Genomic DNA, 25,048 nt, shown 5'->3' with positions numbered 1-25,048 from the left:
GCTCAGTGGAAATGGCTGGCCACTGCATCGACCATCTGTTGCCCGGAGTAGTAGTCGATGCGAAACGATGTCGGCCCCAGCGAATAGACGCGCCGACCGGCGACGGCGGGAAGGTTGGCCAGCAGCGGGTCGTCCAGGAAGGCCTGGACATCGCTTTGCGAGGCACCCAGCAGAAAGACGGCATCCCCGGTGATGGCGGCCGACAGGTTTTCGCGGGAAATGAATTCAAAGTCCGAGGAACGCGTCACCTGAGCGGCCAGCGTGGGCGGAAGGCCTTCCACCTTGAAGCCCAGCGCGGCCAGCAGTCGTGCATGCGGGCTGGCGGCTCGGCCTATTGAGTAGCTGCCGGCCAGGTTGTAGGCGACGATGCTGACCGGCTTGGCGGGAGGCGTGATGGATGCGGCGGCCTGGGCGACGTGGGCATCGAAGCGGGCAATCGCCGCCGCAGCCTCCTTCGTGCGACCGGTGATGCTGCCCAACTGTGTGGCGATGTCCTGCCAGGACTGGCTGGAGTAGTCGACCACGACCATGGGAACGCCCTGGGCCTGCAGCTCGGAACGGTGCTGGGCCACGCTGTCGGCGCCGGTGGCAGAGGCCACCAGCAGATCAGGGTTGGCGCCCAGGACGGCTTCGATGTCGAACTGCAGGTTGCGGTAGAGCACCTGTACGCCACGCTCGTCGGCAACGTGGGCCCATTGCGAGAAAAAGCCCTTGTCGTCGGTCAACCGGCTGGGCGTGGTGGCTGCGGTTGCCGCCACGGGGGCATCGATGGCCAACAGGATGCCCGTCACGCTGGGCGAGGTGGACACGATGCGCTGCGGTAGAGAAGCCTGCTGCGTGGCGCCGGCCTCGTGGACGGCGTTGCGCTGCATGAGCGCGATACCGGCCAGCACGGACAGTGCAGCAGCCGCCCCCAGGGCGGTAAGTTTTAGTCTGTTCATATCGATCTGACCGTGACAGGGCCGAGTACACCAAGGCCAAGGTTCTTCAGGGTATTCCTCATTGTAGAATGCATTCCGAATTTGTAATGCCTAAGAACCTATTGCTTGTGGGGCATGACCGGCCATGACATATCGACTGAGTGCTGATGCAGTGACGCTGCGCTACGGCGAGCGCACCATTTCGCAGGGCCTGTCCCTTGCTGTTCCCGATGGCTCCTTTTCCGTCATCGTGGGGCCGAACGCCTGCGGCAAGTCCACCCTGCTGCGCGCGCTCTCGCGCCTGCTGGCACCGACCATAGGGAGGGTCATCCTGGATGGCAGGCATATCGCGCAATGGCCTGCCAAGGAGGTTGCGCGGCGCCTGGGATTGCTGCCGCAAAGCGCGATCGCGCCCGAGGGCATCACGGTGGCAGACCTGGTGGCGCGTGGGCGCTACCCCCATCAGTCTTTCCTGAAGCAGTGGACGGATGTCGACGAGCAGGCGGTGGCCGAGGCCATGCAGGCCACTGATGTGATGGCCCTTTCGGACCGGCTTCTGGACGAGTTGTCAGGCGGGCAGCGCCAACGTGTGTGGATTGCGATGGTGCTGGCGCAGCAGACGCCCATCCTGTTGCTGGACGAGCCCACGACGTTTCTGGACATTGCACACCAGATCGAGTTGCTGGAGTTGCTGGCGGACATCAACCGGACCGGCCGCACCGTGATTGCGGTGCTGCACGATCTCAACCAGGCCTGCCGTTACGCCTCACACCTGATCGCCATGCGCGACGGGCGCATCGCCGCACAGGGCAAGCCCGAAGCGATCTTTACCGAGCAATTGGTCGAGGAGGTGTTCGGCCTGTCATCGGTGATCATTCCTGACCCTGTGACCGGGACTCCCCTGGTGGTGCCAAGAGGGCGCAAGGCAATGCATGCCATGGAAGGCTGAAGCGCCTGGGTATCTTCCTGCGCGTCGCTTCTAGGGAGAGTCTGAGCCAAAGGCTCGTCCGCCTGTGGCCTGGTTGATCAGGCTGGCTTCGCGCAGCAGCGCATGCCTGTCGTCGGGCGACTTGAGCTGGCCCAGGTCAGAGACAGTGGTGACCGCGCAGGCGATCTCATGCTGTGCGTCGAACACCGGTGCTGCCTGGCCCGTGACGTTGGACAGAAGGTGGCTGGTCAATTCGGACCAGCAGCGCTCGCGCACTTCATCAAGCACGGCCTTGGTCGGTGGCTTGCCGCGGAAATGGGCGGGTTGCTGGCGGCGCGCGGCGTCGATGGTGGCCTTGGGCAGGAAGGCCTGGAACACCAGACCGCAGGCGGTGTTGTCTATGGGAAGGATGTCGCCAAGCGCCAGCGGATTGATAGAGAAGTAGGCGCTTCGGTACCAGCGTACCAGGGTCGGCCCGCGGTCGGTCCAGATGGCCACGCCGCCGCTGAGCGCGTGCTGGTGTGTCAGCGACTTCATATGCTGCGCCGCAATTTCCACCGCATCCACGCGCTTGAGCGCGCCAATGCCGATGCTCAGTGCCGCGCTGCCCAGGTCGTAAAGGCCGCTGGCCGGGTCCTGTCTTGCCAGACCTTCCTTGACCAGGCTTTGCAGGTAGCGGTGGGCCGTGGAGCCCCCCGTTCCGGTGCGCCTTGCCACCTCGCCAAGCGCCAGCTCGCTTTCGGCATTGGCCAGGACCATGAGGAAGCGGGCGGCGATCGAGACCGACTGGATGGTGCCGGAGCGCTTCTCCCCGGCGGTTGTCTGAGGTGTTGTTGTTTTCAAAGGCTCGGCTTCCTTGCCTGTACTTGGAGCATCGCAGGTGGGCGCCCGGGCGCCGCTGGTCTCGATGATACCGGCTCCTTTCGGGTGGAAGGCACCCCCGGTACGCATACATCTTTTCAGTGTTGTTCTTGTTTTCCGCAGATGGGAATGAATTCCTGATGGTGGAATTTCTATGCATCATGCTGTAACATAAAAACAAGAATCATTCTCATTAAAGGAAGATGCCGTGAAACTGTGTTTGCATCGCAGGCTCCCCTCCCGGGCGGGCGCTGTCGTACTCTCTACCTTGATGGCGCCAGCCGGCGTCTTCGCGCAGGGTGTGTCGGGCTCCGAGGAGGAAACCGCCACGCTTGACGTGGTCGTGGTCAGCGGTGAAAAGGTCAGGCGAGAACTCAAGGACACGGCATCCTCCGTATCGGTCAAGTCTGGCAAGGACATCGAGAAGGAGGAGAGCGGCAATGCCTCGGTCCACGAGGTGCTGCATGACGTGCCCAACGTGGTCTACACCGACACGGTGGGTGCACCCATCATTCGCGGGCAGGACACGCAGGGCCCCAACAACGGGCAGAACGTCTTCTGGGGCGGTACGGTACCGCGCGCCACCATCAATCTCGATGGCCATTACCTCAATTACAACGAGATGTTCTTCGGCGCGACCTCGGTCTGGGATGTGGAGAGCATCGAGGTGTTCCGCGGTCCTCAGACCACCTCGCAGGGCGCAAATGCGATAGCGGGCGCAATCATCGTCAATACCAAGGATCCGAGCTTCAAGCCCGAGGCGGCCTATCAGCTGGAGGCCGGCAACTACAACTCGCGCCGCGCCTCCATCGCCGTCTCCGGCCCCGTGGGCGAGGAGCTGGCCGCGCGGCTTGCCGTGGACTATGCGGGGCGCGACACCTTTATCGACTACAACAATCCGCGGTTCCAGCAGGGCCAGGCCAACCAGGATTTCCGTGCGCTCAACGCGCGCCTGAAACTCCTGTGGCTGCCAAACAGCATCCCCGGCCTGGAAGCCAAATTCACCTACTCGCACAACGACAGCAACCGCCCGACCCAGGAGGCCGCTTCAGCACCGTTCAGCGGGCTCAAGCACTGGACGACGACCATGCCCAGCTGGAAGCAAAAGACCGATACCGGCATTCTCGATCTGAGCTACGAACTGAGCAACGGCCTGCGGCTGGTCAACCAGGCCCAGTATTCGCGCTCGTCCGTGCAGCGCTACACAGGTATTTCCGGCGAGGGTGATGCCGATATCCGCCAGAATAATTTCTCCAACGAATTCCGCGCCTTCGTGGGCAACGAAAAAGCTCGCCTGAGCGGCTTCGGCGGCATCTATTACGCCCGTACCAGCACTGACGAAAGCCTGCTGCTGCGCGGCCTGTCCGCCTTCGATGACACGAAAAAGAACCTGGGTGTCTTCGGCGAGCTGAACTTGCGCCTGACCGATCGTTGGACCCTGAGCAGCGGGCTGCGCTACCAGCAGGACGAGGTGGTGCGCAACGGCAGCTCGGTGCTGGCGCCCACCCCCCTGGATTACACCAAGACCTTCTCGGCCCTGTTGCCCAAGATCTCGTTGGCCTATGCAGCCACGCCACGCTGGACGGTGGGTGCCTTGGTCAGCCGTGGCTACAACCCGGGCGGCGTATCGCTAAACCTCACCAGCCGGCAATGGGCCTATTTCAAGAAGGAATCGATCTGGAATTACGAGCTGTTCAGCCGCACCGGCCTGCTCGATGACAGGCTGATGCTCAACACCAATCTGTTCTACATGGACATGCGGGATGCGCAGTACAACATTCCGGTGGTGATCTCGCCGGGCGTGGCTCAGTCCTACACCATCAACGCCGAGAAGGCCCATGCCTACGGCTTTGAGCTGGGCGCCGACTACCGCGCGCTGGACAATCTGAGGATCAAGGCCGGCGCCGGCGTGTTGCGCACGAGGATCGAGGAGATGAGCAGCAACCCCGGCTACGAGCACAACCGCTTCGCCCGCTCGCCCGGCTACACCGTCAGCGTCGGCGTGAGCTGGGATGCCACTCCCCGGTTCAATGTCTCGGCTCAGGTGCGCCACCTGGACGGCTACTACTCCGATACAGCCAACACCCGTGCCTATGTGGTTGGCTCCAACACCATCACAGACCTGCGCATGAGCTACGCGTACAACGCGCACGTGCAGCTGTACGGCTACATCAAGAACGTCTTCGACAGGCGGGCACCCACTTACCTGCAGCAAAACCGCGGCATCGGCGGCATCGAGGCCAGCATGACGGCGCCGCGCATGATCGGCGTGGGCGTACGCGGAACGTTCTAAGAGGGGAAGGATGCAAGCATGACAAAGCGCAAACCACTGCACATCGGCCTTTCGCTGGCCCCCACCTGGCTGAGCGGCGATGCCTGGAGGCGGCCCGGCAGCAATATCGAAGGGCTGTACTCCAGCGACTTCGCCCTTGACCTGGCCCGGCGCGCCGAGGCCGCGCACCTGGACTTCGTCTTCCGGCCCGACGTGAGCTTTCTGCCCATGGAGGTTCTGGAGACGGGCGCCGGCTTCGCCAGCCTGGACCCCACGGTATTGATGGCCGCGCTTGCGCGCGAGACTTCGCGCATCGGCCTGGTGTCCACGGTATCGACCACGTTTTTCCCGCCCTATGCGGTCGCGCGCCAGCTCCAGTCGCTGCACTGGATCAGCAAGGGCCGCGCCGGCTGGAACATCGTCACCGCCTTGCAGGGCCACGAGAATTTCGGACTGCAGGCCATGCCCGACGCCGACGAACGCTATGCACGGGCTGCCGAGTTCACAGAGGTGGTGCGCCGGCTGTGGGATAGCTTTCCCAACGAGGCCTTGAAGATCGACCGGGGCAGCGGCCGCTATGCCGATGCTTCACTGGTGCGCCCCATAGACCACGAGGGGCCGCATCTGAAGGTGCGTGGCCCCCTGAACCTGCCCGCCTTCGGTGGCCCGCGAATTCCGCTGGTTCAGGCAGGCGCATCCAGTACCGGGCGCGATTTTGCGGCGTCCGTGGCCGACATCGTCTTCGCGCCCACGCCCGACCTCGACGCGGCGCTGGAACTGCGCCGGGACCTGTCCGTGCGCGCGCAGCGCCATGGCCGCCAGGCCCAGGATGTGCGCCTGCTGCCCGGCCTGAGCCTGTACCTGGCCGACAGCCGCGAACAGGCGCGGGAGATGTTCAGGCAGACCCATGGCCGCGTGGACCGGGACCGCAAGCTGGCCTCGATCAAGGCCATGATCGGTCTGGACCTCACGGACTGGCCTGCGGACCGACCGATTACCGGAGCTGACCTGCCGGTGCCTGTGGCGACGCCCTCCAGCCGCACGCATGCGGGCCTGCTCAGGCGCCTGATCGAGCGCGAGTCACTGCGGATCGACGAGTTGCTGCTGCGGCCGGAGATCCTCTCGGCTGCGCACTGGCAGGTGGTCGGCACGGTGGACGATGCCGTCGAGCAGATCGTCGAATGGAGCGCCACCGGCGCCATCGACGGCTTTCTGGCCGCGCCCGGCGGCTCCGTCGAGTCCCTGCATTGCGTGCTGGAACAGTTGGTGCCCCGCCTGGTGGAAGCCGGCCTGTTCCGCTCCCGCTACACAGGCACCACGTTCATGGAGCACCTTGAAGAGTCGCGTCAGGAGCGTGTTCATGCTGCAGCCTACCCATCTGCTCGCTCGTAGCGGCGATCACGCAGCTTCGTTGCCGCAGTCACGCCCGTCATTGGCCGCAATACTCTGTGGGTCAAACCCTCCCTGGGCATGCAGTTCGAGTCGGCTACCTGTGGATCAGGACATTCTTTGTTACGTTGGCGCTTGCCAATGAGATACGGAGAGAAAGCATGGCGAGAGCATTGCTGTGCTTGGGAGTCACACCAGCGCAGCCCGCCAATGCCGCGGCGGCCGCTGATGCGCTGCGCTACCGCGTGAAGGCGCAGCACTTGACGTCGAGCAACTGGTGACTCGGTTTTCTGCTGCCCTTGATGTTGATCATCGTGCGGCCTTGGCGTTTTATGTTCATCGGCGCAGGCGCGCAACTTTTCCCGGATGTGCTGTCACCTTCCCAGCCCGCGGCCGGCACCTGCGTGTAGGCCATCGGGATATTGCTGGCGTCGCGGGCTTCCATGTGCTTGCACAGGCACTCGCCCGCAACGGGTTCATGTACCAGTGCTTGTCTTGGTGTCCCCAGGCGGCCTTGTCCAGCCTGCCCACATTGTCGCCCGGCTCACGCGGGTCGGCCTGGTTGCTTCCGCGCCGGTTCCCGGCGCGACAGGCTCCAGCATGTCGATGCACGCGACCGATGCCGTGGCCAGAGCAGGCATTGTTGGGGGCAGACACTTGCCCTAGCTGTTGGTCTTTTCTGCTCTGTGGCGTGTGTTGTCCAGAACCAAGCATTGGCGGCAGCATTTGCCTGCACACGCTTCGTGGAACGGTGCTGTGAGCTGCTCTAGACCTGCGGCTCCGGCCTGAGCCACAGCCAGAGCAATACGCAGGCCATGATGCTCAGCGTCATGGCCGTGAGCCATGGCTTGTACGAGAAATACAGAATCAGCAGGCTGCTGGCGCCCATGCTGACGGTTGCCGTCCATTTGGCTCGGCGGCTGACCTTGCCGCCAGTGTCCCAGTTGTGCAGCAGCGGGCCGAACACTCGGTGAGCATAGAGCCAGCGATGCAGTCTGGGTGAGCTGCGCACAGCCGCCCAGGCGGCCATCAATATGAATACCGTGGTGGGCATGCCGGGAACCACGGCGCCTATCAGCCCCAATATCACGCAAACCAGCGCAAAGGCAATGAGCAGATAGCGCAGCGGCGCGGAAAGCTGCTTGGATTCCAGGTGCGGTTCTTCGCGAGGGGTTTCGGGCGGTGGTGGCAGATCGTTCATGAGGCAGAAGGTGGGCCGCAGAAGCTGGTGAAGCTGCAGCCTGGCACGGCTCCCATATTAGTCAGCATTGCAGACCGCTCGGGCTTTGTGGCTGCGATGCTGGCGGTATTTGTCACGTCCTTGTCCCTGCTTGCGTGGAGTGAAACCGCATAATCGGTGCGCATGGCCTGGCGACCGATTGGCGACCAGCATGGAATTGATTCAAGGAGCAAGACAATGACCCCCACCCCGAGCGCCGATATGTCCGATGTGATTGCCGAAGTCCGTGGCAAGCTGGGCATGATTACGCTCAACCGGCCCAAGGCGCTCAACGCGCTGTCTCTGGGCATGGTGCGAGATCTGCTGGGTACTTTGCTGGCCTGGCAAAAAGACGACTCGATTCTGGGCGTGGCCATTCGTGGCAGCAACAAGGAAGGGGTGTTCGGGGCGTTCTGCGCCGGTGGCGACATTCGTTTCCTGCACGCGGCCGGCAGCAGCGGCAATCCGCAGCTCGAAGATTTCTTCACCGAGGAATATGCGCTCAACCACCTGATTCACAGCTTTGGCAAGCCCTATATCGCTTTCATGGATGGCATCGTCATGGGCGGCGGCATGGGCATCAGCCAGGGCGGCTCGCTGCGTATCGTGACCGAGCGCACCAAGATGGCAATGCCCGAGACGGCCATTGGCCTGTTCCCCGATGTAGGGGGGGGCTATTTCCTCTCGCGCTGCCCCGGTGCCGTGGGCGAATGGCTGGCCTTGACCGGCGACACTATAGGCGCGGGCGATGCCCTGGCTTTTGGTCTGGCCGATGGCTGCATTCCTGCCGAACAGCAGGCAGAGCTGTGGGAGACCCTGGCAACCACGGATTTTGCCAATGTGGAGGCGCTTAATGCCGTGGTGCGCTCCCGCTTTGTGAGCACCGAGCCCAAGACAACCGCTCACCGCGCGGAAATCGATGCCTGTTTTTCTCAGCCCACGGTGGCTGCTGTTGTGCAGGCCTTGCAGGCTGGCAGCGAATGGGCCCAGGCCGAGGCTGCCACGCTGCGCAAGCGCTCGCCCCTGATGCTGCATGTGGTGCTCGAGCAAATCCGCCGTGCGCGCCAGATGGATCTGGCAGAGGACTTGCGCATGGAGCGCGATATGGTGCGTCACTGCTTTTATCTGCGTCCGGGCCGCAGCGAGACCGTGGAGGGCATCCGCGCATTGGCGGTGGACAAGGATCACAGCCCGCGCTGGAATCCCGCCAGCATCGAAGAGGTGAGCGATACCGAGTGGCAGGCGTTCTTTGACAGCCCCTGGCCTGCACATTCGCACCCGCTGGCGGCGCTGAAGGACTGATTGGAGTTGTCATTCAGAAAGCCCGGCAGGTTTGTGGCCTGTCGGGCTTTGTTTTTGATAGCCATCAGCGCTTTGAAAGTAAGCGTCTGAGGGGGATTCGAGTATTAATTCAGGATGACGGCCGCGGATGCTTGTCAGAGCCTGAGTCTGAAAGGCTCGCAAGCGCCTGCGCCAGCAGCGCTATCGAGCGGGGGGCACATCCCTCGGCATCGTTGCTGATGGTCACGAAAGCGGGTTGACCGGCACCGGTGATGCCCGCAATCGTGCGGGCCAGCCGCTCCCGGGTATGCCGATCTTCGCTGAGGATCTCGTTGAACGGCTGGTGCTTCTTCTGGGCATCGGCATAGCCGTAGGCGCCAAAGATGCGATTCAGATTCCAGCGGCAGACCAGCGGCCCGGGCCATAGCGCACGCAGCATGGGCAACTGCTCTTCAATCGTAGGCATCTTGCCGTGCAGGCCCAGACAATAGGTTGCGCCATGGGTCTTGAGTGTCTGGGGGAGCGTCGGGGTCAGCAGCTCGGGGTCTCTGACCTCGACGGCCACGACGACTTGCGGATGTGCTTGTAGCGCCTGCCTTACGGCGGACAGCAGCAGTCCGAGCTTGTCCATCAGCAGGCCGGGGCGGCTGAGCAGACTCCACGGCAGGGGGCTGAGCTGAAAGACCAGAACGCCCAGCTTGCTGCCCAGTCCTTCGAGTGTGGGCTGCACAAAATGCTCTATGGCCAGGTGAGGGTCGAGAAACGCCGGGTTGCTCTCGCGCGGCTTGCCTTCCTCGCTGCGTACCTGGGCATCGGTGATTCCGGCCGGGCATTTGACGACAAAGCGAAAGTCGTCATCGACCTGCGCGGCAAAGGCTGCATATTGGCTGGCCGTCAGCGGCCGCCAGAAGGTGCGGTCGACGCAGACGGTGCGCAGCAGTGGGTGCTGGTGATAGGCCGTCAGACCTTTTTTGGCCAGCACGCTGCTGTCGTAGGCACCGTCCCAGACCAGGCCTTCCCAGCCCGGGTAGGACCAGGTCGAGACGCCCATGCGCAGCAGGGGAGGCAGTTGCGCGGCCAGGTCCTGGTACTGCGCAGCTGCAGGGGCCAGAGAAATAGCGCCGCGCCTGGGTTTGCGTTCAACTGTGTCATCCGCCTGCGGCGCTTCTTCAGTCCGAGCCTTACCGGTACCGTCTCCGGGTGGAGGCAGCTCATCGGCAAAAAAATCGTCCTGGAAGGTATCGGGCATGTCGCAATAATTTTAATGAAATTGGCCTTCCGTGCATGCTCATCAAGGGAAAGCAGCTATGGAAAGCATAGTTTTTAAGGTTTGCTTGCACTTATGCTGGATATCGAGGGCAGTCTGGCGGCATGCCTATGGCAAACTCATTGGCTTCCTGTGTTGAACGCCGTGGGGCGAATATCGAATGCAAAAAATCATTGGTCAGATTGCTCAAGAACTGAATGTCAAGCCGCAGCAGGTGAGCGCGGCTGTGGACTTGCTCGATGGCGGCGCCACGGTTCCGTTTGTGGCCCGCTACCGCAAGGAGGCCACGGGCGGTCTGGACGATACGCAACTGCGCACGCTGGACGAGCGCCTGACCTATCTGCGCGAGCTCGACGACCGCCGTGAGACGGTGCTCAAGGCCATTGACGAGCAGGGCAAGCTGACCGATGCGCTGCGCCTGGCGATTGCCAGTGCGCCGACCAAGCAGGAGCTGGAGGACATTTACCTGCCCTTCAAGCAAAAGCGCCGTACCAAGGGCCAGATTGCCAAGGAATTCGGCATTGAGCCGCTGGCCGACAAGCTGTTTGCCGACCCCACACTGGATCCGCACAAGGAAGCCGAGGCTTTCTGCAAGCCCGCGACGACGCTGGACGACGGCAAGCCCGGCCCCGACTTCAGCACCACCTTTGCCGTGCTGGACGGCGTACGTGACATCCTGTCCGAGCGCTGGGCCGAAGACCCGGCACTGGTGCAGAAGCTGCGCGAATGGCTGTGGGATGAAGGCCTGCTCAAGTCCAAGAAGGTCGAGAGCAAGAACGAGAACGACCCCGAAGTCGCCAAGTTTCGCGACTACTTCGAGTACGACGAGCCGATTGGGCGCGTGCCCTCGCACCGGGCCCTGGCCGTGTTCCGCGGCCGTGCGCTGGAGGTTCTCGAAGCCAAGCTGGTGCAGCCGGTCGAGCCTGAACCGGGCCAACCCAGCCTTGCTGAGGGCAAGATTGCGCTTCACCTGGGCTGGAGCCATGCCAAGCGCGCCGCTGACGATCTGATTCGTAAATGCGTTGCCTGGACATGGCGCGTGAAGCTGAGCCTGTCCACCGAGCGCGACCTGTTCAGCCGCCTGCGCGAAGATGCCGAGAAGGTGGCCATCAAGGTGTTTGGCGACAATCTGCGTGACCTGCTGCTGGCGGCGCCTGCCGGCCAGCGTGCCGTGATCGGCCTGGACCCCGGCATTCGCACCGGCGTCAAGGTGGCCGTGGTGGACAGCACCGGCAAGCTGGTGGATACGACCACCATCTACCCCCACGAGCCGCGCCGCGACTGGGATGGCTCGCTGGCCGTGCTCGCCCGTCTGGTGGAAAAGCACGATATCAATCTGATCGCCATCGGCAACGGCACGGCCAGCCGCGAGACGGACAAGCTGGCTGCGGACCTGATCAAGATCGCGTCCAAGGCCGACAAGAAAATCGACAAGGTGGTGGTGAGCGAGGCAGGTGCCTCGGTCTATTCGGCCAGCGAGTTTGCGGCGCAGGAAATGCCCGATATCGACGTGAGCCTGCGAGGTGCGGCATCGATTGCCCGCCGCCTGCAGGATCCGCTGGCCGAGCTGGTCAAGATCGACCCCAAGAGCATTGGCGTGGGCCAGTACCAGCACGATGTGAACCAGAGCGAGCTGGCGCGCCAGCTGGATGCCGTGGTCGAGGATTGCGTGAACTCCGTGGGTGTGGACTTGAACACTGCTTCGGCCCCGCTGCTGACACGCGTCTCAGGCCTGTCGGGTTCGGTCGCCAAGTCGGTGGTGCGCTGGCGCGATGCCAATGGCTCGTTCAAGAACCGCAAGCAACTGATGGAAGTGGCCGGTCTGGGAGCCAAGACTTTCGAGCAGGCTGCAGGCTTTCTGCGCATTCGCGGTGGCGACAATCCGCTCGATATGACAGGCGTTCACCCCGAAACCTATCCCGTGGTGGAGCAGATCATTGTCTCTACCGGCAAGCCCGTGGACCAGATCATGGGTCGTGGCGAGGTGCTCAAGTCTCTGAAGCCTGAGCAGTTTGCCAATGACAAATTTGGTGCTGTGACCATCAAGGATATTCTTGGCGAGCTGGAGAAGCCCGGCCGTGACCCGCGCCCCGACTTTGTTGTCGCCCGCTTCAATGATGGCGTGGAAGACATCAAGGATCTGAAGGAAGGCATGACGCTGGAAGGTACGGTCAGCAACGTGGCCCAGTTCGGCGCGTTTGTGGACTTGGGCGTGCATCAGGACGGGCTGGTGCACGTGAGCCAGATGAGTCACAAGTTCATCGAAGATGCGCGTGAAGTGGTAAAGACCGGCCAGATCGTCAAGGTCAAGGTGCTGGAGGTCGATGTGGACCGCAAGCGCATCAGCCTGACCATGAAGCTGGACGCTGCGCCTGCGCGCCGAGACGGCCCGCGCGACAACCGCTTTGAAGGCGCTGGTCGTGGCAACAACTACGGTGCCGGCAACCGTGGTGGCTATGCGCAACCCCAGCGTGGCAGCCAGCCCACACAGCAAAACGCCATGGCATCAGCCTTTGCGAAGTTGCAAGGATTAAAGAAATAATCTCCTACCGGGCCGCCACTTAATTCATATTACAGGCGGCCTTTTTTGTGGGAGCACATCAATGCGCAAAGCGAGAGGGCGGGTGATACTACCGGCCATAGGGGTGGCAATCTTGGTGGTCTTTATTGGCACCAAGATGGCATCGCGCGGCTGGATATCGTTGGACAGAATCAAAGACAAGGCCCATGCCCAGCAGCCTGCAGCCTTGGTCTGGCCACCAGCCCTGGCGCCAGAGAGCGATGACTTTTGTCATACCGTCAAGCTCAATCTTGCCCAGGTTGACAAGGCCCAGGAAGAGGGCATCAACATAGATCAGCAGCGGCGCTGCATCACGCGTGCAGCGATGGCAGAGCATGAGATGGCCAAAGTGCGTCACGCTGCCGCTCGCAAGCAGCACGAGAGCCAGCGCGCGGAGCAGGTGCAGATCGAGCAGGTGGTGGATCAACAGATCGCTTCTGGCGAAATCGCTCTGCAGAACCTGATGCAGGCTCGCGCAGGCAAGACAACACAGATTGCGACAGCCTTGTTGCCGGCGGCGCATAAGCCTATCCAGCCGATGCCGACACCGCCTTCTCAGCTGTTTGTTCCCATGAGCTATCGGAGCGGGGATCTGAAACTCAATGCCTTTGTCACCCCGGACCCCAGAGATGGGAGGAAGCAGCCTTTGATGGTCTGGCTGACGGGGGGAGATACCAATAGCCTGGACGATTTCTGGAGCGAAGGGCCAGCCGCCAATGATCAAAGCGCCAGCGCTTTTCGCAAGGCTGGCATGGCGATGCTGTTTCCCACATTGCGCGGCGGCAATGACAATCCCGGCCAGCGTGAGTATTTCTGGGGGGAGGTGCAGGATGTGGCAGCAGCCATCCTGCAGGCAGCACAGCTGCCTTATGTCGACCCGGCACGCATCTATCTCGGTGGGCACAGTACCGGAGCCACGCTGGCTTTGCTGACGGCGACGGCAGGCTTGCCCGTTCAGGGGGTGTTCGCGTTTGGTCCGGTGGACGAGATCGGCGGCTATGGCTGGCCCGTGAAATGGGGCTTGATCTCGGCGGATGAAAAGCGCTTGCGTTCGCCCGTCTACTGGCTGCATGCCATAAAGAGCCCGACGTGGATCATCGAGGGCAGCAAGAGCCCCGGCAATACCAACAGTCTTGACAATATGTGCGCCACACGAAAATCGAATCAGCTGCACTGTGTCTCGGTTCAGGGGGCTGATCACTTTTCCGTGTTACAACCCCTGACACGCAAGCTTGCCAGCCAGTTGGTCATGGGCCAGCCAGTGCAACTGAATAGAGATGAAAAGCTCTGACCTTCCTATGGGCCCACTCGTGTTCATTTCGTGGTGGCGACAGCCTTGCCACTGCCTTTGATCCAGATGAGCCGCGTCAAACCATTGAGCCTGTCAACGTTGCTGGAGCAGCATGTATTGCTGCCAAGCCAGCCGCGCGTCGTTGCGCTGCTGTCGAGTGAACTGCGCAAGCCGGAGCCCGGCATGCGCAGCCTGGTGCAATTGTTTTCCACCGATCCGGTCCTGACCGCTCGTCTGCTGGCCGCGGCCAATGGGCCAGCGCATCTGCTGGGGCAACGCGTGCACAGCATTCCCGAAGCACTGGTGCTGCTGGCGCCGGTTCAGTTGCGGCAATTGATGCAGAAGGCGGCTCCAGTCAGCGCATCTCATGTTTCGGCAGGCTGGAGTCTGGCGAATTTCTGGCGCTACAGCCTGGACACGGCACGCATGGCACGCGCGCTCGCAATGTCGGTTCAGGCCAATGCCTCGCAGGCCTATGCGTTGGGACTGCTGCATGGCCTGGGAGAGCTGTTGCTGCAGGCTGCCGACCCTGACACTTTCTTCAGGCTTTCCGAGTTGCTGGAGCCCATGCATCCCAAGCGCCCCCAGGTCGAAATGCAGCTGATGGGCTATTGCTCGGGGCAGATTACGGCCCATCTGGCGCGGCAGTGGAATTTTCCGGAGCAGGTCAGCGATGCCTTTCAGTTCATGCATGCGCCGATGGAGCAGCCTGTATTCGAGCCTTTGACGGGGGTGCTGCATCTGGCCATCTGGCGGGCATCGACCCGCGCACTTAACTGGGGTGAGCGCCAACTGGCAGTGACTTTCCCTGCTGAAACTGGACTGGCGCTGAGCATGGACATCGACATGGTGCTGCGTCAGGCATCCATCGACTGGCACGCGGCAGGTTCTCTGGATGTTCAGTTTTAGTGCACCTGGCCCCTGTGATGAGGAGTTGGCGGTTTTGAGTAGGTGTCGTCAGAAAACCGTGATTACTCAAATTGCATTTTTTCTTACGCTGAGTTGCAGTTTTAATTGCTAAAAACTATCTAATGACGCGCTGGGGAGTTTTTATCTATATGGTGTCTTGAGCACCATCCTGAGTCCCCGGCAGGCAACTCTGGCCAGGAGAGAGAAATGGACCCGAACGGTGCAAACAACTCTGGTGATGCCTTGATGCTCCGACCCATGGCTGTGGAGCTCGGTAGTCCTTCCATGTGGCCCGATCATATGGTGGGGCAGCCCGACAAGCCCGTCAGAGTGCTGTTGGTGGACGATGATGCGCATCTACGCATGGTGATCGCACAGGAAATCATGAATGATCGACGCACCATGGTGGTTGCTCAGGCGGACAACCTCAAGGATGCAAGAAAAGCCATTCGTCAACATGAGTTTGATGTCATGTTGCTGGACCTGAAGCTGGGGGCTGACGATGGTCTTGAGTTGATCGAGGTGATGAAAAGCCAACGCCCGCAGGCAGAGGTCATTGTGGTTTCGGTGGTGGAGACGGAGGAGCAGGTGTTGCACGCCTTCGAGCTGGGAGCAACCGGCTATCTGGTCAAGAACTCCTGGTTTGGCAACTATCCTCAAGCGGTGCTGCAGGTCGTCAATGGCGGTGCATCCATCACTCCCAGTCTCGCCAGGCGGCTGTTGCAGCGGTATGACAAGCGGCCGGCCACCGGGGCTGTTCCGGGGTCCGGTATGTCCGACAGGCTCTCCAGCCGCGAATGCGAGGTCTTGCGCATGGTGGCCAGTGGCAATACCAGTGCAGAGATCGGCGTGCAGTTGGAGATCAGCACCATGACGGTCAACACGCACATCAAGAACATCTATCGCAAGCTCCAGGTGCGCACCCGAGCACAGGCCGTGCGTTTCGCCTACTTGCGTGGCTGGTTCTAGGCGCCAGTGTCTGCGAACGCTTTCACCATGTCCTACGTCTGGCAGCTGCTTCTCTGGAGTGTTCAGCTGCTGCTGTGGCTGCCCTGGCTTTTGCAGCCTGGAGCGGTTTTCAATTCAGCTCCCTGGTGGACTGCTGCGCTAGGCGCGGCAGGCAGCATGGCGGCTGTCGTCTGGCTGTTGCCTCTGGCATATCGCAGCGTGCTGTGGCGCAGACGTAAAAGCGCACGTCCATCGAGAGAGGTACAGCTGGAGCGCAGGCGCATAGCGGAGGCATTGCATGACGATGTCGGCAGCCAACTGGTGCAGCTGATCAGCCTGACAGGGCTCGGCACGGACCCGGCGATTCGCAGCAACGCAGAACAATGCCTGCTCGATCTAAGGCTGATTGTTGATTCCATGGATAGCCGAAATGAACCCTTGGGCGTCCTTCTTGCACGTTTCAGGCACAGGCTGCAACCTGTGCTGGATCATCGAGGCATGAATCTGCACTGGGATGTTTGGGACCCGGAGATGTCTGGCGATGCCGGCAGTCTGCCATGCGGCGCCATGGCCGAGGAAATCATGGCAGTGGTGAAGGAGGCTGTGAGCAATGTGCTGCAGCACACTGACGCGCTTGAGCTCTGGATCACGCTGGCTGCCGACGAACAGTGGAAAAGTGCTTCAAATGTTTCAGATGCCTCCTTTGTGCATGCTCGCCTGAGCATTGAGGATGCGGGGCCCGTCAGACCGGCTGATGGCAGGCAAGTCCCGGGCTTAGCATCTGCTGGCATGGGGTGGGTCAATATGCGCCGCAGAGCGCTTGTCATGGGGGCGAAACTGAGCATCTCCGCTCGACCCGGTGGCGGCACCTCGGTCAGGCTCAACTGGTGAAGTCGCCGAGCTGATCGCGAGCAACGGGGCTTGCAAGCACAATGCCCACATGACGTCATCCACAAGAGCATTGCGAATCTATGCCGGTCTCAAGGCGCGGCAATCTATAGAGCGGCGGGGCTTGCAGCCGGATATGGTCAGAGCCATACCGGCGGCGGCAGGCGGTCCCAAGGGCTTGATTCTCGGACCTCTGGATCGCTTCATCTTTGGACAGTGGTTGCAGGCCAGCGCACAGCCGGTGGATCTGATTGGAGCCTCCATTGGTGCCTGGCGCATGGCGACGGCTTGCCTGGACGCACCAGTGGAAGCCTTTGAGCGACTGGAGCGTGACTATATTGCACAGCGCTTCGATCCCCCCGAAGGGCAGAGGCGCACGCCGTCATCGCTGGTCAGTGAGCGGTTTGCGCAGTCGCTGCAGGATTTTTACGGAGGGCGCGTGGGTGAGGTTCTGGCGAATCCGCGCTATAGGCTGCATGTGATCGCCGCCCGCGGGCGTGGCCTGCTGTCACGAGCATCGCCCTGGCGCACTCCATTGGGCTATGCGGCCGCGTTTGCAGGCAATGCATTGCATCGGTCGGCATTGGGCTGCTTGCTGGAGCGGGTGATCTTTTCCTCTTCTGCAAGCGATGCCGTGCATGCTCTTCCCTTTGGTGTTGCGGACATTCGGTCTGCGCAGACCCGGCTGACGGAGAGTAATTTCATGGATGCCTTGCGAGCCAGTTGCTCCATCCCTTTCGTGCTGGATGCCGTGCAAGACATTTCAGATGCTCCCAAGGGGGCCTACTGGGATGGCGGCATTACCGACTATCACATGCATCTGGATTATCTGGCCTCTCGTAACGGCGATGGGGTGGTGCTATATCCTCATTTCCAGAAGGCGGTGATTCCTGGATGGCTGGACAAGGGGCTGAAATGGCGTCATGGACCGAGTTCGTATCTGGACTCGATGATTGTGCTGGCCCCTGATCCCGCCTGGGTGGCTTGCCTGCCAAACGCCAAGTTGCCGGATCGGCACGATTTCCTGAGCTATGGCACAGACCATGATGCGCGCGCCAAGGCCTGGAATGCCGCGGCGGCGGCCAGCCGGCAACTGGCCGATGAGTTTGCTCAGTGGCTGCATGCACCTGATTCGGGTCGGGTCGAGGCTCTATAGCGCTTTTTTGCAATTTACGACAAAGCCTGACAGCAGAGGGGGGCAGAGCCAGTTGGAATTCTGGATGAGCGCACTTTGTCTCAGAAAATCATAGACAACAGTCCATCAAGGATGCCAATGTCAGAGAACCGAAACGAGAATTCCCCGTCCGATGAGTCGTCTGCAATCCCCGAGGTCAACTTTGGCGCGGTTGCGCCAACCAAGCCGTATGCGGGGGCACCGGTCGAAATCGAGACTTTCTCGCGAGAGGCGGGTTCGGCCGGAGAGGGCCGGCAGCCAGCTCCCGGTTTGTGGGAGGGCATGGACAGACGAGCCAGGGCCAACGTGGCTCCGGGGCTTGTGCATCTGGCAGAAATGCTGCCGGCCCTGCGTTTGCTCATCGGGCTGATGATTGCTTCCATCGTGATTCTTGCCCTCTATTTCGGGCGGGACATGCTGATTCCACTGGCCCTGGCAATGCTGTTCGGCTTCTTGCTCGACCCTGCTGTCAGCAAGCTCAAGCGCTGGGGGCTGCCGCGAATGGCTTCGGCCATTGTGGTCGTGGCTTTTTCTCTGGCAGCACTCGGCGGCTTGGGCATGTATCTGGGTAGTCAGGTGCAGCAACTCAGTGCCGATCTGCCGACCTATCAATCGACGATTCGCGACAAATTGCGCAGCCTGCGCAAGAGCGCAAACATGCCCAGCGCCTGGGATGGCGTTTTCAAGACCTACAACACCGTTGAGAAAGAGATTGCCAGCGTGGACAACGCCAGGGCGCGGGTGCAGAAAGTGGAGATTCAGCCTCCCGAATCCAAGCCCACTACACGGATGCTGCAGTGGCTGGGGCGTATTGCCGAGCCGGTGACGACCGCAGGCATCGTGTTGCTGTTTGTCATATTGATTCTGCTTGACAGGGACGAGCTGAGGGATCGGTTGCTTAGGCTGGTGGGGGGCAACCTCAATGTGGCCACCGATGCGCTGGATGAGGCCTCGCAGCGCATTGGCAAATATCTGCGCATGCAGTTCATCGTCAACGTCAGCTATGGCGTGCCACTCGCCATGGGCTTGTTGCTCATTGGTGTGCCAGGGGCAATTCTCTGGGGGGTGCTGGGCGCCATCATGCGATTTGTGCCTTATGTGGGCCCGATGATGTCTGCGGTATTTCCGCTGGCGCTGGCCTTTGCGGTCGATCCCAGCTGGGATATGTTTTTGATGACTCTGGGCCTGATTCTGCTGCTGGAGCTGATCAGCAACAATGTGATCGAGCCGTGGCTATATGGCTCAAGTACAGGTTTGTCGACCTTGTCAATCATTGTTGCCGCAACCTTCTGGACAGCGCTTTGGGGGCCGATCGGCCTGATTCTTTCCACACCTTTGACGGTGTGCCTGCTGGTGCTGGGGCGCTACATCCCTTCGCTCAAATTCATGGAGGTATTGCTGGGCAGCGAGCCTGTGCTCGGGCCGCAGCAACGGCTGTACCAGCGTCTGCTGGCCGATGACGCTGATGATGCCATCAGCATGGCCGTACAGTCCGTGGAGGAGCGTCTGCTCTCGAAGCCCAACCAGGATGACAGAGCCAGTGCCGTCAGCGGGTTTTATGATGAGGTTGCCATTCCTGCTCTGCGTATTGCAACCCAGCAGCATTTGGAGTCTGCAACGGCCGAACATCGCTTGCGTCTGTCCAATGGCATGGCAGCCTTGCTTGATGAGTTGCAGGACCAATATGCATTCAGAAGCAGTGGCGAGCATGCCCAGGCGGCTCCCGGTGAAGGTGATCAGCGTCGATGCCTGCGCATTCATTGCGCGGGTGTGCGCTGGGAGGTGGATGCCCTGGGCGCAGCCATGGTGGCCCATGCAGAGAGTTTGCATGGTCATGAGGTTAGCTGCTCCGGATGGGCACTTGCCCCGGACTCGAAGTCCTTGCAGTTTGATGCCAATGGCTTGTTGGCGGATCGCGAGTGGGTTCAGGCCGTGAAGCAATCGGATCTATTGGTGCTGTCGATCTTCAATCACCAGCCACAAAGCATGGCGAGACGCATCGTGCGGCGCATTCGCCGCCATTGGCCGGGTGCACGAGTGGTGCTGTGCCTGTGGAATGCTCCAGCCGTGGCAGCTGACCCCGAGTTTGCCCGACAGACAGGAGCGCAGGCCTGCGTTACCAGTCTGCGTGAGTTGCATCTGTGGGTAGAGGCCATGCAGGTTGGAGATCCCGGCGAGTGTGTGATTGCTGCTCCGATTCCCGATGACGATGAGCAGCGCGTCAAAATGCTGCATGAAAGCGGAGTGCTGGCTCCAGCATTGACAGCGCTATATCGCGATACGGCCAAGAAGGCCGTCAACGCTTTCAACACCAAGTGGGCTCAAGTTTCCTGGGTGGATGCTGAACGTGTCTTTGCGCCGGGCAGTCTGCTGCCGCTGTCAGCGCAGGAGGGCGCTCAACAAGGCGTCCCTCGTGATGGCACGGTGTGCTCCTATGTCGTGTATGAAGAAGAGGCCATTGTGGTCGGAGACTTGGCGCGAGACCCCCGATTTGCAAGCGACTCGGTGGTGCATAGCCTTAAGCTGCGCTTTTACGCGGGTGTGCCTCTGGTGGACAAAAAAGGCAATGTGCTGGGCTGCCTTTCCATACTTGATGACGAGCCTCGAAACATGTCCGACGATGAGCTCGAGGTGCTCAGCAGCATGGCGAGGCAATTGATGGACGATGTGCGCGAAGCGCTCAAGCAGAGCCCTGTCGTTGAGGCTTGAGCACTGTGTGCAGTCTGTCAGAGCGAGGTGCTGAGCATCTGCTCATAGTCCTGTGCGGATGCCAGCCGTGGATTGGTGGCGTGGCAGTGGTCCTTGAGTGCACCGCTGATGATTGCATCAAACTGCGCGCGCTCCACGCCCATGGCAGCCAGACCCGATGGTAGGTTCAGGCGGGCATTCATATCTCGAATCGCGTCGGGGATATCGCTTCCGCTGCTGAGACCCATGGCATGTGCCATGCGGTTGAGGCGGTCCTCGCGCTGAACGCTTTCGGCTTCGGCATTGAAGCGCACGACTGCGGGCAGGAACATGGCGTTGAGCGTGCCGTGGTGCAGGCGCGGGTTGATGCCGCCCAGGCTGTGACTGAGGCTATGCACGCAGCCCAGCCCTTTCTGAAAAGCCATGGCCCCTTGCATGCTTGCGCTCATCAATTGGCGGCGGGCTTCCGCGTCGTTGCCATTGAGCATGGCCCGCTCGATATGCGCCCAGCCCCGGGTCAGCCCGTCCAGGCCAATGCCGTCAGCTGGTGGATTGAAGGCCGAGGCCATAAAGGTTTCCATGCAATGGGCTATGGCATCCATGCCGGTTGCTGCCGTCAGCATGGGGGGGAGGCCGAAGGTGAGCTCGGGGTCGCAGATGGCAGCCTTGGGCACCAGATGCCAGCTGTGAAAACCCAGTTTGCGATGGTCGTCCACGATGATGATGGCGCCACGCGCTACCTCGCTGCCTGTGCCGCTGGTGGTGGGGACGGCAATCAGCGGTGCAACTCGCTCCGTAATACGAGGCGAGCCGCCTTCAATCGTCGCGTAGTACGAGAGCGGGCCTTCATGCGTAGCTGCAATTGCCACGCCTTTGGCGCAGTCAATGGCACTGCCTCCGCCCACAGCGATCAATCCATCGCAGTTCTGGGATTTGTAGATTTCAGCCGCAGCGCGCACTGCCGCTTCGGTGGGGTTGGAAGGAGTCTGGTCAAATACTGCATGGGGCAGGCCACCCAGTGCATTTATGGCTTTTTGCAAGATTCCTGCCGCCTTGACGCCGGGGTCGGTCACGATCAGCGGCTTGCTGATACCGACACGCTCGCATTCCTGGCGCAGCATTTGAACGGCGCCAAAGTCAAACTGGATCTGAGTCACGTAATTGATGAAGGCCATGTTCTGTTTGCTCAGTAAAAAGGGAGTCTTGGCAATCTAGAAGCCTAGAAGCCGAATGCGGCCACGCAAAGACAGCAAACCCTAGGGGGGTGGAAAAATCGTCTCCCAGGGGACAGGGGGGCTGGGTAGAGACGATAACGCGATCCTCTTCGATGCCAACCTGAAGCATTGATGCTTCATGCCTTCATGGCAAGACAATCCGTTAACAAAGAACTGTGGCGATGGCTGCTGCCCTAATTCCAGCCTTCGCACCTTTGCCAAAGGCGGCGTACGTAAGCTCTCTGTGAGCGATGAAACAGCTCTCGACGGCATCCTGTTTGTGCCGTAAACAGGCGTTCCTTTGGAGGATATCCCTCAGGCCTAGGGCTATGGCAGGAGTATGACTAGCGAGCGGTGTCTGGCAGAAACTGCAGCTGGCGATGCTGGTGTGCGGGAGTTATGCAAAGGTTTCCTAGGCGAGCCACATGAGTGGCACCAACGCAAGCAGTCGCTGAGTCGCAATTCAAGTTGAGCGTCAGTGGTCGAGCTCAGTCGGTCATAGCCAGCAGAAGCAGACTGGTCGGCCGTGCCCAGTTCAATCGGAGCGGACATTCAGGCATGGACCGTACGATACGCCACAGGCGTCATGCCGGTAGCTTGTCTGAAGGCCCGGATGAGGCTCGCCTCGCTGGCGAAGCCAAGTTCATCGACAATGCGTTTGAGCGGCTGTTGGGTTTCACATAGCGCTTCGGCCACTTGGCGCAGTTTGATGCGTCGCATCCACTGAGCTGCAGCCAGACCCGTGTGCTCATGCACTCGCCGAGCCAATGTTCGTGGAGAGATATGCAATTGGGCAGCAAGCGCCGGCAAGCGCAACTCGCCTGCGGGGCTGCGTTGCACAATCATCTGCGCATGACGTAGAGACTCATCAGTCAGAGTAATGAGTTCCAGACTGGCAAATGCGGCATGCAACACTGCCGGGCGTGGCAGCATTAGTAGATTTTGTAGATCGCGAAGCTCAGTGGGGTCTAGCCTCTTGGTCAACATGTGCTGCACGAGCGGCAGATATCCGTGAGCGCCGGCAGCCGTCCACGAGCCTTCGCCGATGATCATTGGCTCATCAAAGCTCCATTCAACGCGTGGAAAGCTGGTTTGCAATGACTCCCGCAGCCACCACGTTGCCGTTGCACGTTGCCCATGCAATCTCCCGCTCGCAGCAACTGGCAGAACTCCTGCGCAATAGCTCCACACCTGGGTTTCCTTGGGTAATTCCCGCAATGCTCGGATCACCGGAGCCAGTTTCTGCAATGGGGCTCGCAGGTCACTTGCAGACGATAGCCACAGACCTGGTACCACCACTGCGTCCGCGCGCACGGCATGTAGGCAGGTCTTCGGAGCTATCGATGGCCCTTGCCAGGTTGTGACTGGCGTTGTATCTACTCCTGCCCAGATCACGTCGCACACCATCCGCCTGGCGCGCAGGTTGGCGGCTCGCACCATGTCCGCTACAGAAAATAGGCCGGCCGGCATGCATTCGGGATACAGCAACAATGCGAGGCGGAATGGTTCCATTTGAGATGTGGAATCTGGCATGAATTGGTAATTAACTGACTAGTCTTGCCATTTTCCATGGAGAGGCATATCGGAAGAATGAGGCATTTCCTCCACCTCCAAGTCCTTCATGCAGATCACCCAGCTACGCAATGCCACTATCGTTCTAGAGTTTGAGGCCCAAGGCAAGGCCATTGGTCTGCTTGTCGACCCAATGCTCGCCCCTCGCGGAAGTCTGCCTGGGTTGCGTTATCTGGGACGTGGACGGCAGCGCAATCCAATCGTCGAACTTCCTGCGAATTCAGAGGCCGTGCTTGAGCGAGTTACGCATGCGCTCATTACCCATTGCCAGCGCGGACACTTCGATCACCTGGATCGCATCGGTAAGCGCTTTCTACGTGAGAGAAGGATCCCTGTGTTCTGCATGCCGCGTGATGCGGAGTATCTTTGCCAGCGGGGCCTCAATGCAGAGTCGTTGAGCGCTCAGGAGCGTCAGTTTTGGAGTCTTGGTGGCCACATTACTCCAATCCTCTGTGTACATGGGAAAGGGTGGGTCGGGCGACTCATGGAGCATGGTCACGGCTACCTGCTGGAATTGCCTGGCGAACCTAGTGTCTACCTGGCCGGCGACACTTTGCTTACTCCTGCAGTACGTGACTGCTTGCATAGGCTGAGACCCGATATCGCCATCCTGCCAGCAGGCGGAGCACGCTTCGATATGGGAGGAGAAATTCTTATGGATGCCAAAGATGTAATGGAAGCAGCGAGTTGCTGGCCTGGCGAGCTAGTGGTGAATCATCTTGAGGCTCTGGATCATTGTCCAGTCAAGCGAGAGGAAGTGCGAGATCTCGCTCAAGATGGGGGTGTCGCTGATCGAGTATGGGTGCCTGAAGATGGGCAGTGTCGTCGCTACAAAGTCAGTCTTGCCGCCATTGACTAGCAAGGGCACCTCCTGAGAGTAGGTGTCACGCGCGTGTAACGTGAGAAGTTCGATGTATGGCCGCTTGGAACTGTGCAGGACAGACCGTCTCTAGGAGCATAGATCAGACTATGGGTACACCAGCTTCCTGGAAGGCCGACAAGCAGCCTTTATGAAGAATCGCTGTTCAAACTCCGCAATGGAGCAGTGCGTGCAATATTGCTGATTTGCTCAAAATCCAATTCATCCAGCGCATGCCTGACCGCACTGACCAGGCCTTGGTAGTCTGTACCGTTGTCCATGGCATCAATCCAGGCATGCAAATCGCTCCAGTTCCCCCGCCTTGCAAGCTGCTCCAATTCGTACTTCTGCTCTTCTTGAAGAGCCTCCAGCTTCTGCATGGTCTTGTGCTCACAGTGTTTATCAGATGTGGGCAGAGGTATCAAAGCTTGGAAGAGAGGACTATCCGATACCTGTTTGACCATTAGAAAAAAAACTGCATTGGTTCCACGCCCTAGATGGCTATCAATAGATAGATGGCCGGTCATCCTCTCAATGATGCGTTGTGCGATCAGTAGCCCCAGTCCTCGTTTTGCATGAGTGCGACTAGCTGTCAGCGATTTTTGAATTCTGGCGAGTACTTCCGGCTCCATGCCGGAACCACTGTCGCTAACCTCAAAGCGAAGATGCCATTTGTCTCGGCCAACGTACTTAGAGCCGCTAACACTACTTCCCTTTGAGAGCGGCATGAAGCATTTATGCTTCATGCCCTCATGGCAAGACAACCCGTTAGCAAAGAGCTGTGGCGACAGCTGCAGCCCCTGATCCC

General features: G+C 60.5%; 20 protein-coding genes and 1 pseudogene. 13 read left to right on the top strand and 8 right to left on the bottom strand.

The window, feature by feature from the left end; all coding sequences use genetic code 11:
* Positions 1–2: 2 nt before the first annotated feature.
* Positions 3–941: a Fe2+-enterobactin ABC transporter substrate-binding protein gene (gene fepB / locus FSY45_RS22245; RefSeq protein WP_034361653.1), complete on the bottom strand. Its 939-nt coding sequence runs from the start codon at positions 939–941 to the stop codon at positions 3–5.
* A gap of 124 nt (positions 942–1,065) precedes the next feature.
* Here fepB and FSY45_RS22240 point away from each other — a divergent pair, with 124 nt between their 5' ends.
* Positions 1,066–1,869 (top strand): ABC transporter ATP-binding protein, encoded by an 804-nt coding sequence (locus FSY45_RS22240; RefSeq protein ID WP_046462641.1) that lies wholly within the window; start codon positions 1,066–1,068, stop codon positions 1,867–1,869.
* Between the two features lie 30 nt (positions 1,870–1,899).
* On the opposite strand, the gene FSY45_RS22235 is transcribed toward FSY45_RS22240, so the two are convergent.
* Positions 1,900–2,799 (bottom strand): IclR family transcriptional regulator, encoded by a 900-nt coding sequence (locus FSY45_RS22235; RefSeq protein WP_034356617.1) that lies wholly within the window; start codon positions 2,797–2,799, stop codon positions 1,900–1,902.
* Positions 2,800–2,917: 118 nt separating this feature from the next.
* Between FSY45_RS22235 and FSY45_RS22230 the strand changes: the two genes are divergently transcribed.
* Entirely contained in the window at positions 2,918–5,002 is a 2,085-nt protein-coding gene (locus FSY45_RS22230) for a TonB-dependent receptor (RefSeq protein ID WP_046462642.1), read from the top strand.
* Positions 5,003–5,020: 18 nt separating this feature from the next.
* A complete protein-coding gene (locus tag FSY45_RS22225) occupies positions 5,021–6,373 on the top strand; it encodes an NtaA/DmoA family FMN-dependent monooxygenase (protein ID WP_003063354.1) in 1,353 nt (450 codons plus the stop codon).
* Between the two features lie 235 nt (positions 6,374–6,608).
* Here FSY45_RS22225 and FSY45_RS22220 read toward each other — a convergent pair whose 3' ends face one another.
* Entirely contained in the window at positions 6,609–6,815 is a 207-nt protein-coding gene (locus tag FSY45_RS22220) for a hypothetical protein (RefSeq protein WP_046462643.1), read from the bottom strand.
* Between the two features lie 321 nt (positions 6,816–7,136).
* Positions 7,137–7,571, bottom strand: coding sequence for a YbaN family protein (locus tag FSY45_RS22215; RefSeq protein WP_012837742.1), 435 nt, complete (start codon positions 7,569–7,571; stop codon positions 7,137–7,139).
* A gap of 216 nt (positions 7,572–7,787) precedes the next feature.
* Between FSY45_RS22215 and FSY45_RS22210 the strand changes: the two genes are divergently transcribed.
* Complete coding sequence (locus tag FSY45_RS22210; RefSeq protein ID WP_046462644.1) at positions 7,788–8,891, top strand: enoyl-CoA hydratase/isomerase family protein; 1,104 nt, start codon at positions 7,788–7,790, stop codon at positions 8,889–8,891.
* A gap of 109 nt (positions 8,892–9,000) precedes the next feature.
* Here FSY45_RS22210 and FSY45_RS22205 read toward each other — a convergent pair whose 3' ends face one another.
* Positions 9,001–10,119: a DUF72 domain-containing protein gene (locus FSY45_RS22205; RefSeq protein ID WP_046462645.1), complete on the bottom strand. Its 1,119-nt coding sequence runs from the start codon at positions 10,117–10,119 to the stop codon at positions 9,001–9,003.
* Between the two features lie 178 nt (positions 10,120–10,297).
* Between FSY45_RS22205 and FSY45_RS22200 the strand changes: the two genes are divergently transcribed.
* The 7 genes from FSY45_RS22200 (at position 10,298) to FSY45_RS22170 (ending at position 20,616) form a co-directional block, all read left to right on the top strand.
* A complete protein-coding gene (locus tag FSY45_RS22200) occupies positions 10,298–12,679 on the top strand; it encodes a Tex family protein (protein WP_046462646.1) in 2,382 nt (793 codons plus the stop codon).
* A gap of 115 nt (positions 12,680–12,794) precedes the next feature.
* The gene (locus FSY45_RS22195; protein WP_255443405.1) at positions 12,795–13,988 is read left to right on the top strand and encodes a S9 family peptidase; all 1,194 of its coding nucleotides are present in this window, start codon (positions 12,795–12,797) and stop codon (positions 13,986–13,988) included.
* Positions 13,989–14,054: 66 nt separating this feature from the next.
* Positions 14,055–14,897 (top strand): HDOD domain-containing protein, encoded by an 843-nt coding sequence (locus FSY45_RS22190; RefSeq protein WP_046462648.1) that lies wholly within the window; start codon positions 14,055–14,057, stop codon positions 14,895–14,897.
* A 207-nt stretch (positions 14,898–15,104) separates the two neighbouring features.
* A complete protein-coding gene (locus FSY45_RS22185; protein ID WP_003063334.1) occupies positions 15,105–15,866 on the top strand; it encodes a response regulator transcription factor in 762 nt (253 codons plus the stop codon).
* A 300-nt stretch (positions 15,867–16,166) separates the two neighbouring features.
* Positions 16,167–16,736, top strand: a complete 570-nt coding sequence (locus FSY45_RS22180) for a sensor histidine kinase (protein WP_255443400.1) — start codon at positions 16,167–16,169, stop codon at positions 16,734–16,736.
* Positions 16,737–16,869: 133 nt separating this feature from the next.
* On the top strand, positions 16,870–17,889 hold the full coding sequence (locus FSY45_RS22175; protein WP_080944574.1) for a patatin-like phospholipase family protein: 1,020 nt from the start codon (positions 16,870–16,872) through the stop codon (positions 17,887–17,889).
* A gap of 300 nt (positions 17,890–18,189) precedes the next feature.
* Complete coding sequence (locus tag FSY45_RS22170) at positions 18,190–20,616, top strand: AI-2E family transporter (RefSeq protein WP_046462651.1); 2,427 nt, start codon at positions 18,190–18,192, stop codon at positions 20,614–20,616.
* A 17-nt stretch (positions 20,617–20,633) separates the two neighbouring features.
* Here the strand turns inward: FSY45_RS22170 and FSY45_RS22165 are convergent, their stop codons facing one another.
* Entirely contained in the window at positions 20,634–21,770 is a 1,137-nt protein-coding gene (locus FSY45_RS22165; protein ID WP_003063321.1) for an iron-containing alcohol dehydrogenase, read from the bottom strand.
* 171 nt (positions 21,771–21,941) lie between these two features.
* On the opposite strand from FSY45_RS22165, the pseudogene FSY45_RS28355 reads away from it, so the two are divergent.
* Positions 21,942–22,131: pseudogene (locus tag FSY45_RS28355) on the top strand (IS5/IS1182 family transposase); the annotation flags it as partial.
* A 230-nt stretch (positions 22,132–22,361) separates the two neighbouring features.
* On the opposite strand, the gene FSY45_RS28350 reads toward FSY45_RS28355, so the two are convergent.
* Positions 22,362–23,342: a GlxA family transcriptional regulator gene (locus FSY45_RS28350; protein ID WP_034361643.1), complete on the bottom strand. Its 981-nt coding sequence runs from the start codon at positions 23,340–23,342 to the stop codon at positions 22,362–22,364.
* Positions 23,343–23,430: 88 nt separating this feature from the next.
* Between FSY45_RS28350 and FSY45_RS22155 the strand changes: the two genes are divergently transcribed.
* The gene (locus tag FSY45_RS22155) at positions 23,431–24,240 is read left to right on the top strand and encodes an MBL fold metallo-hydrolase (protein ID WP_003063315.1); all 810 of its coding nucleotides are present in this window, start codon (positions 23,431–23,433) and stop codon (positions 24,238–24,240) included.
* Between the two features lie 149 nt (positions 24,241–24,389).
* Here FSY45_RS22155 and FSY45_RS22150 read toward each other — a convergent pair whose 3' ends face one another.
* Positions 24,390–24,872 (bottom strand): ATP-binding protein, encoded by a 483-nt coding sequence (locus FSY45_RS22150; RefSeq protein WP_255443404.1) that lies wholly within the window; start codon positions 24,870–24,872, stop codon positions 24,390–24,392.
* Positions 24,873–25,048: the final 176 nt, after the last annotated feature.

This window comes from Comamonas sp. Z1, from assembly GCF_008121555.1.
In the GTDB taxonomy this organism is placed as follows: domain Bacteria; phylum Pseudomonadota; class Gammaproteobacteria; order Burkholderiales; family Burkholderiaceae_C; genus Comamonas; species Comamonas thiooxydans.
The sequence above is the reverse complement of the archived record's forward strand: the minus strand, read 5'-3'. Positions and strand labels throughout refer to the sequence as shown.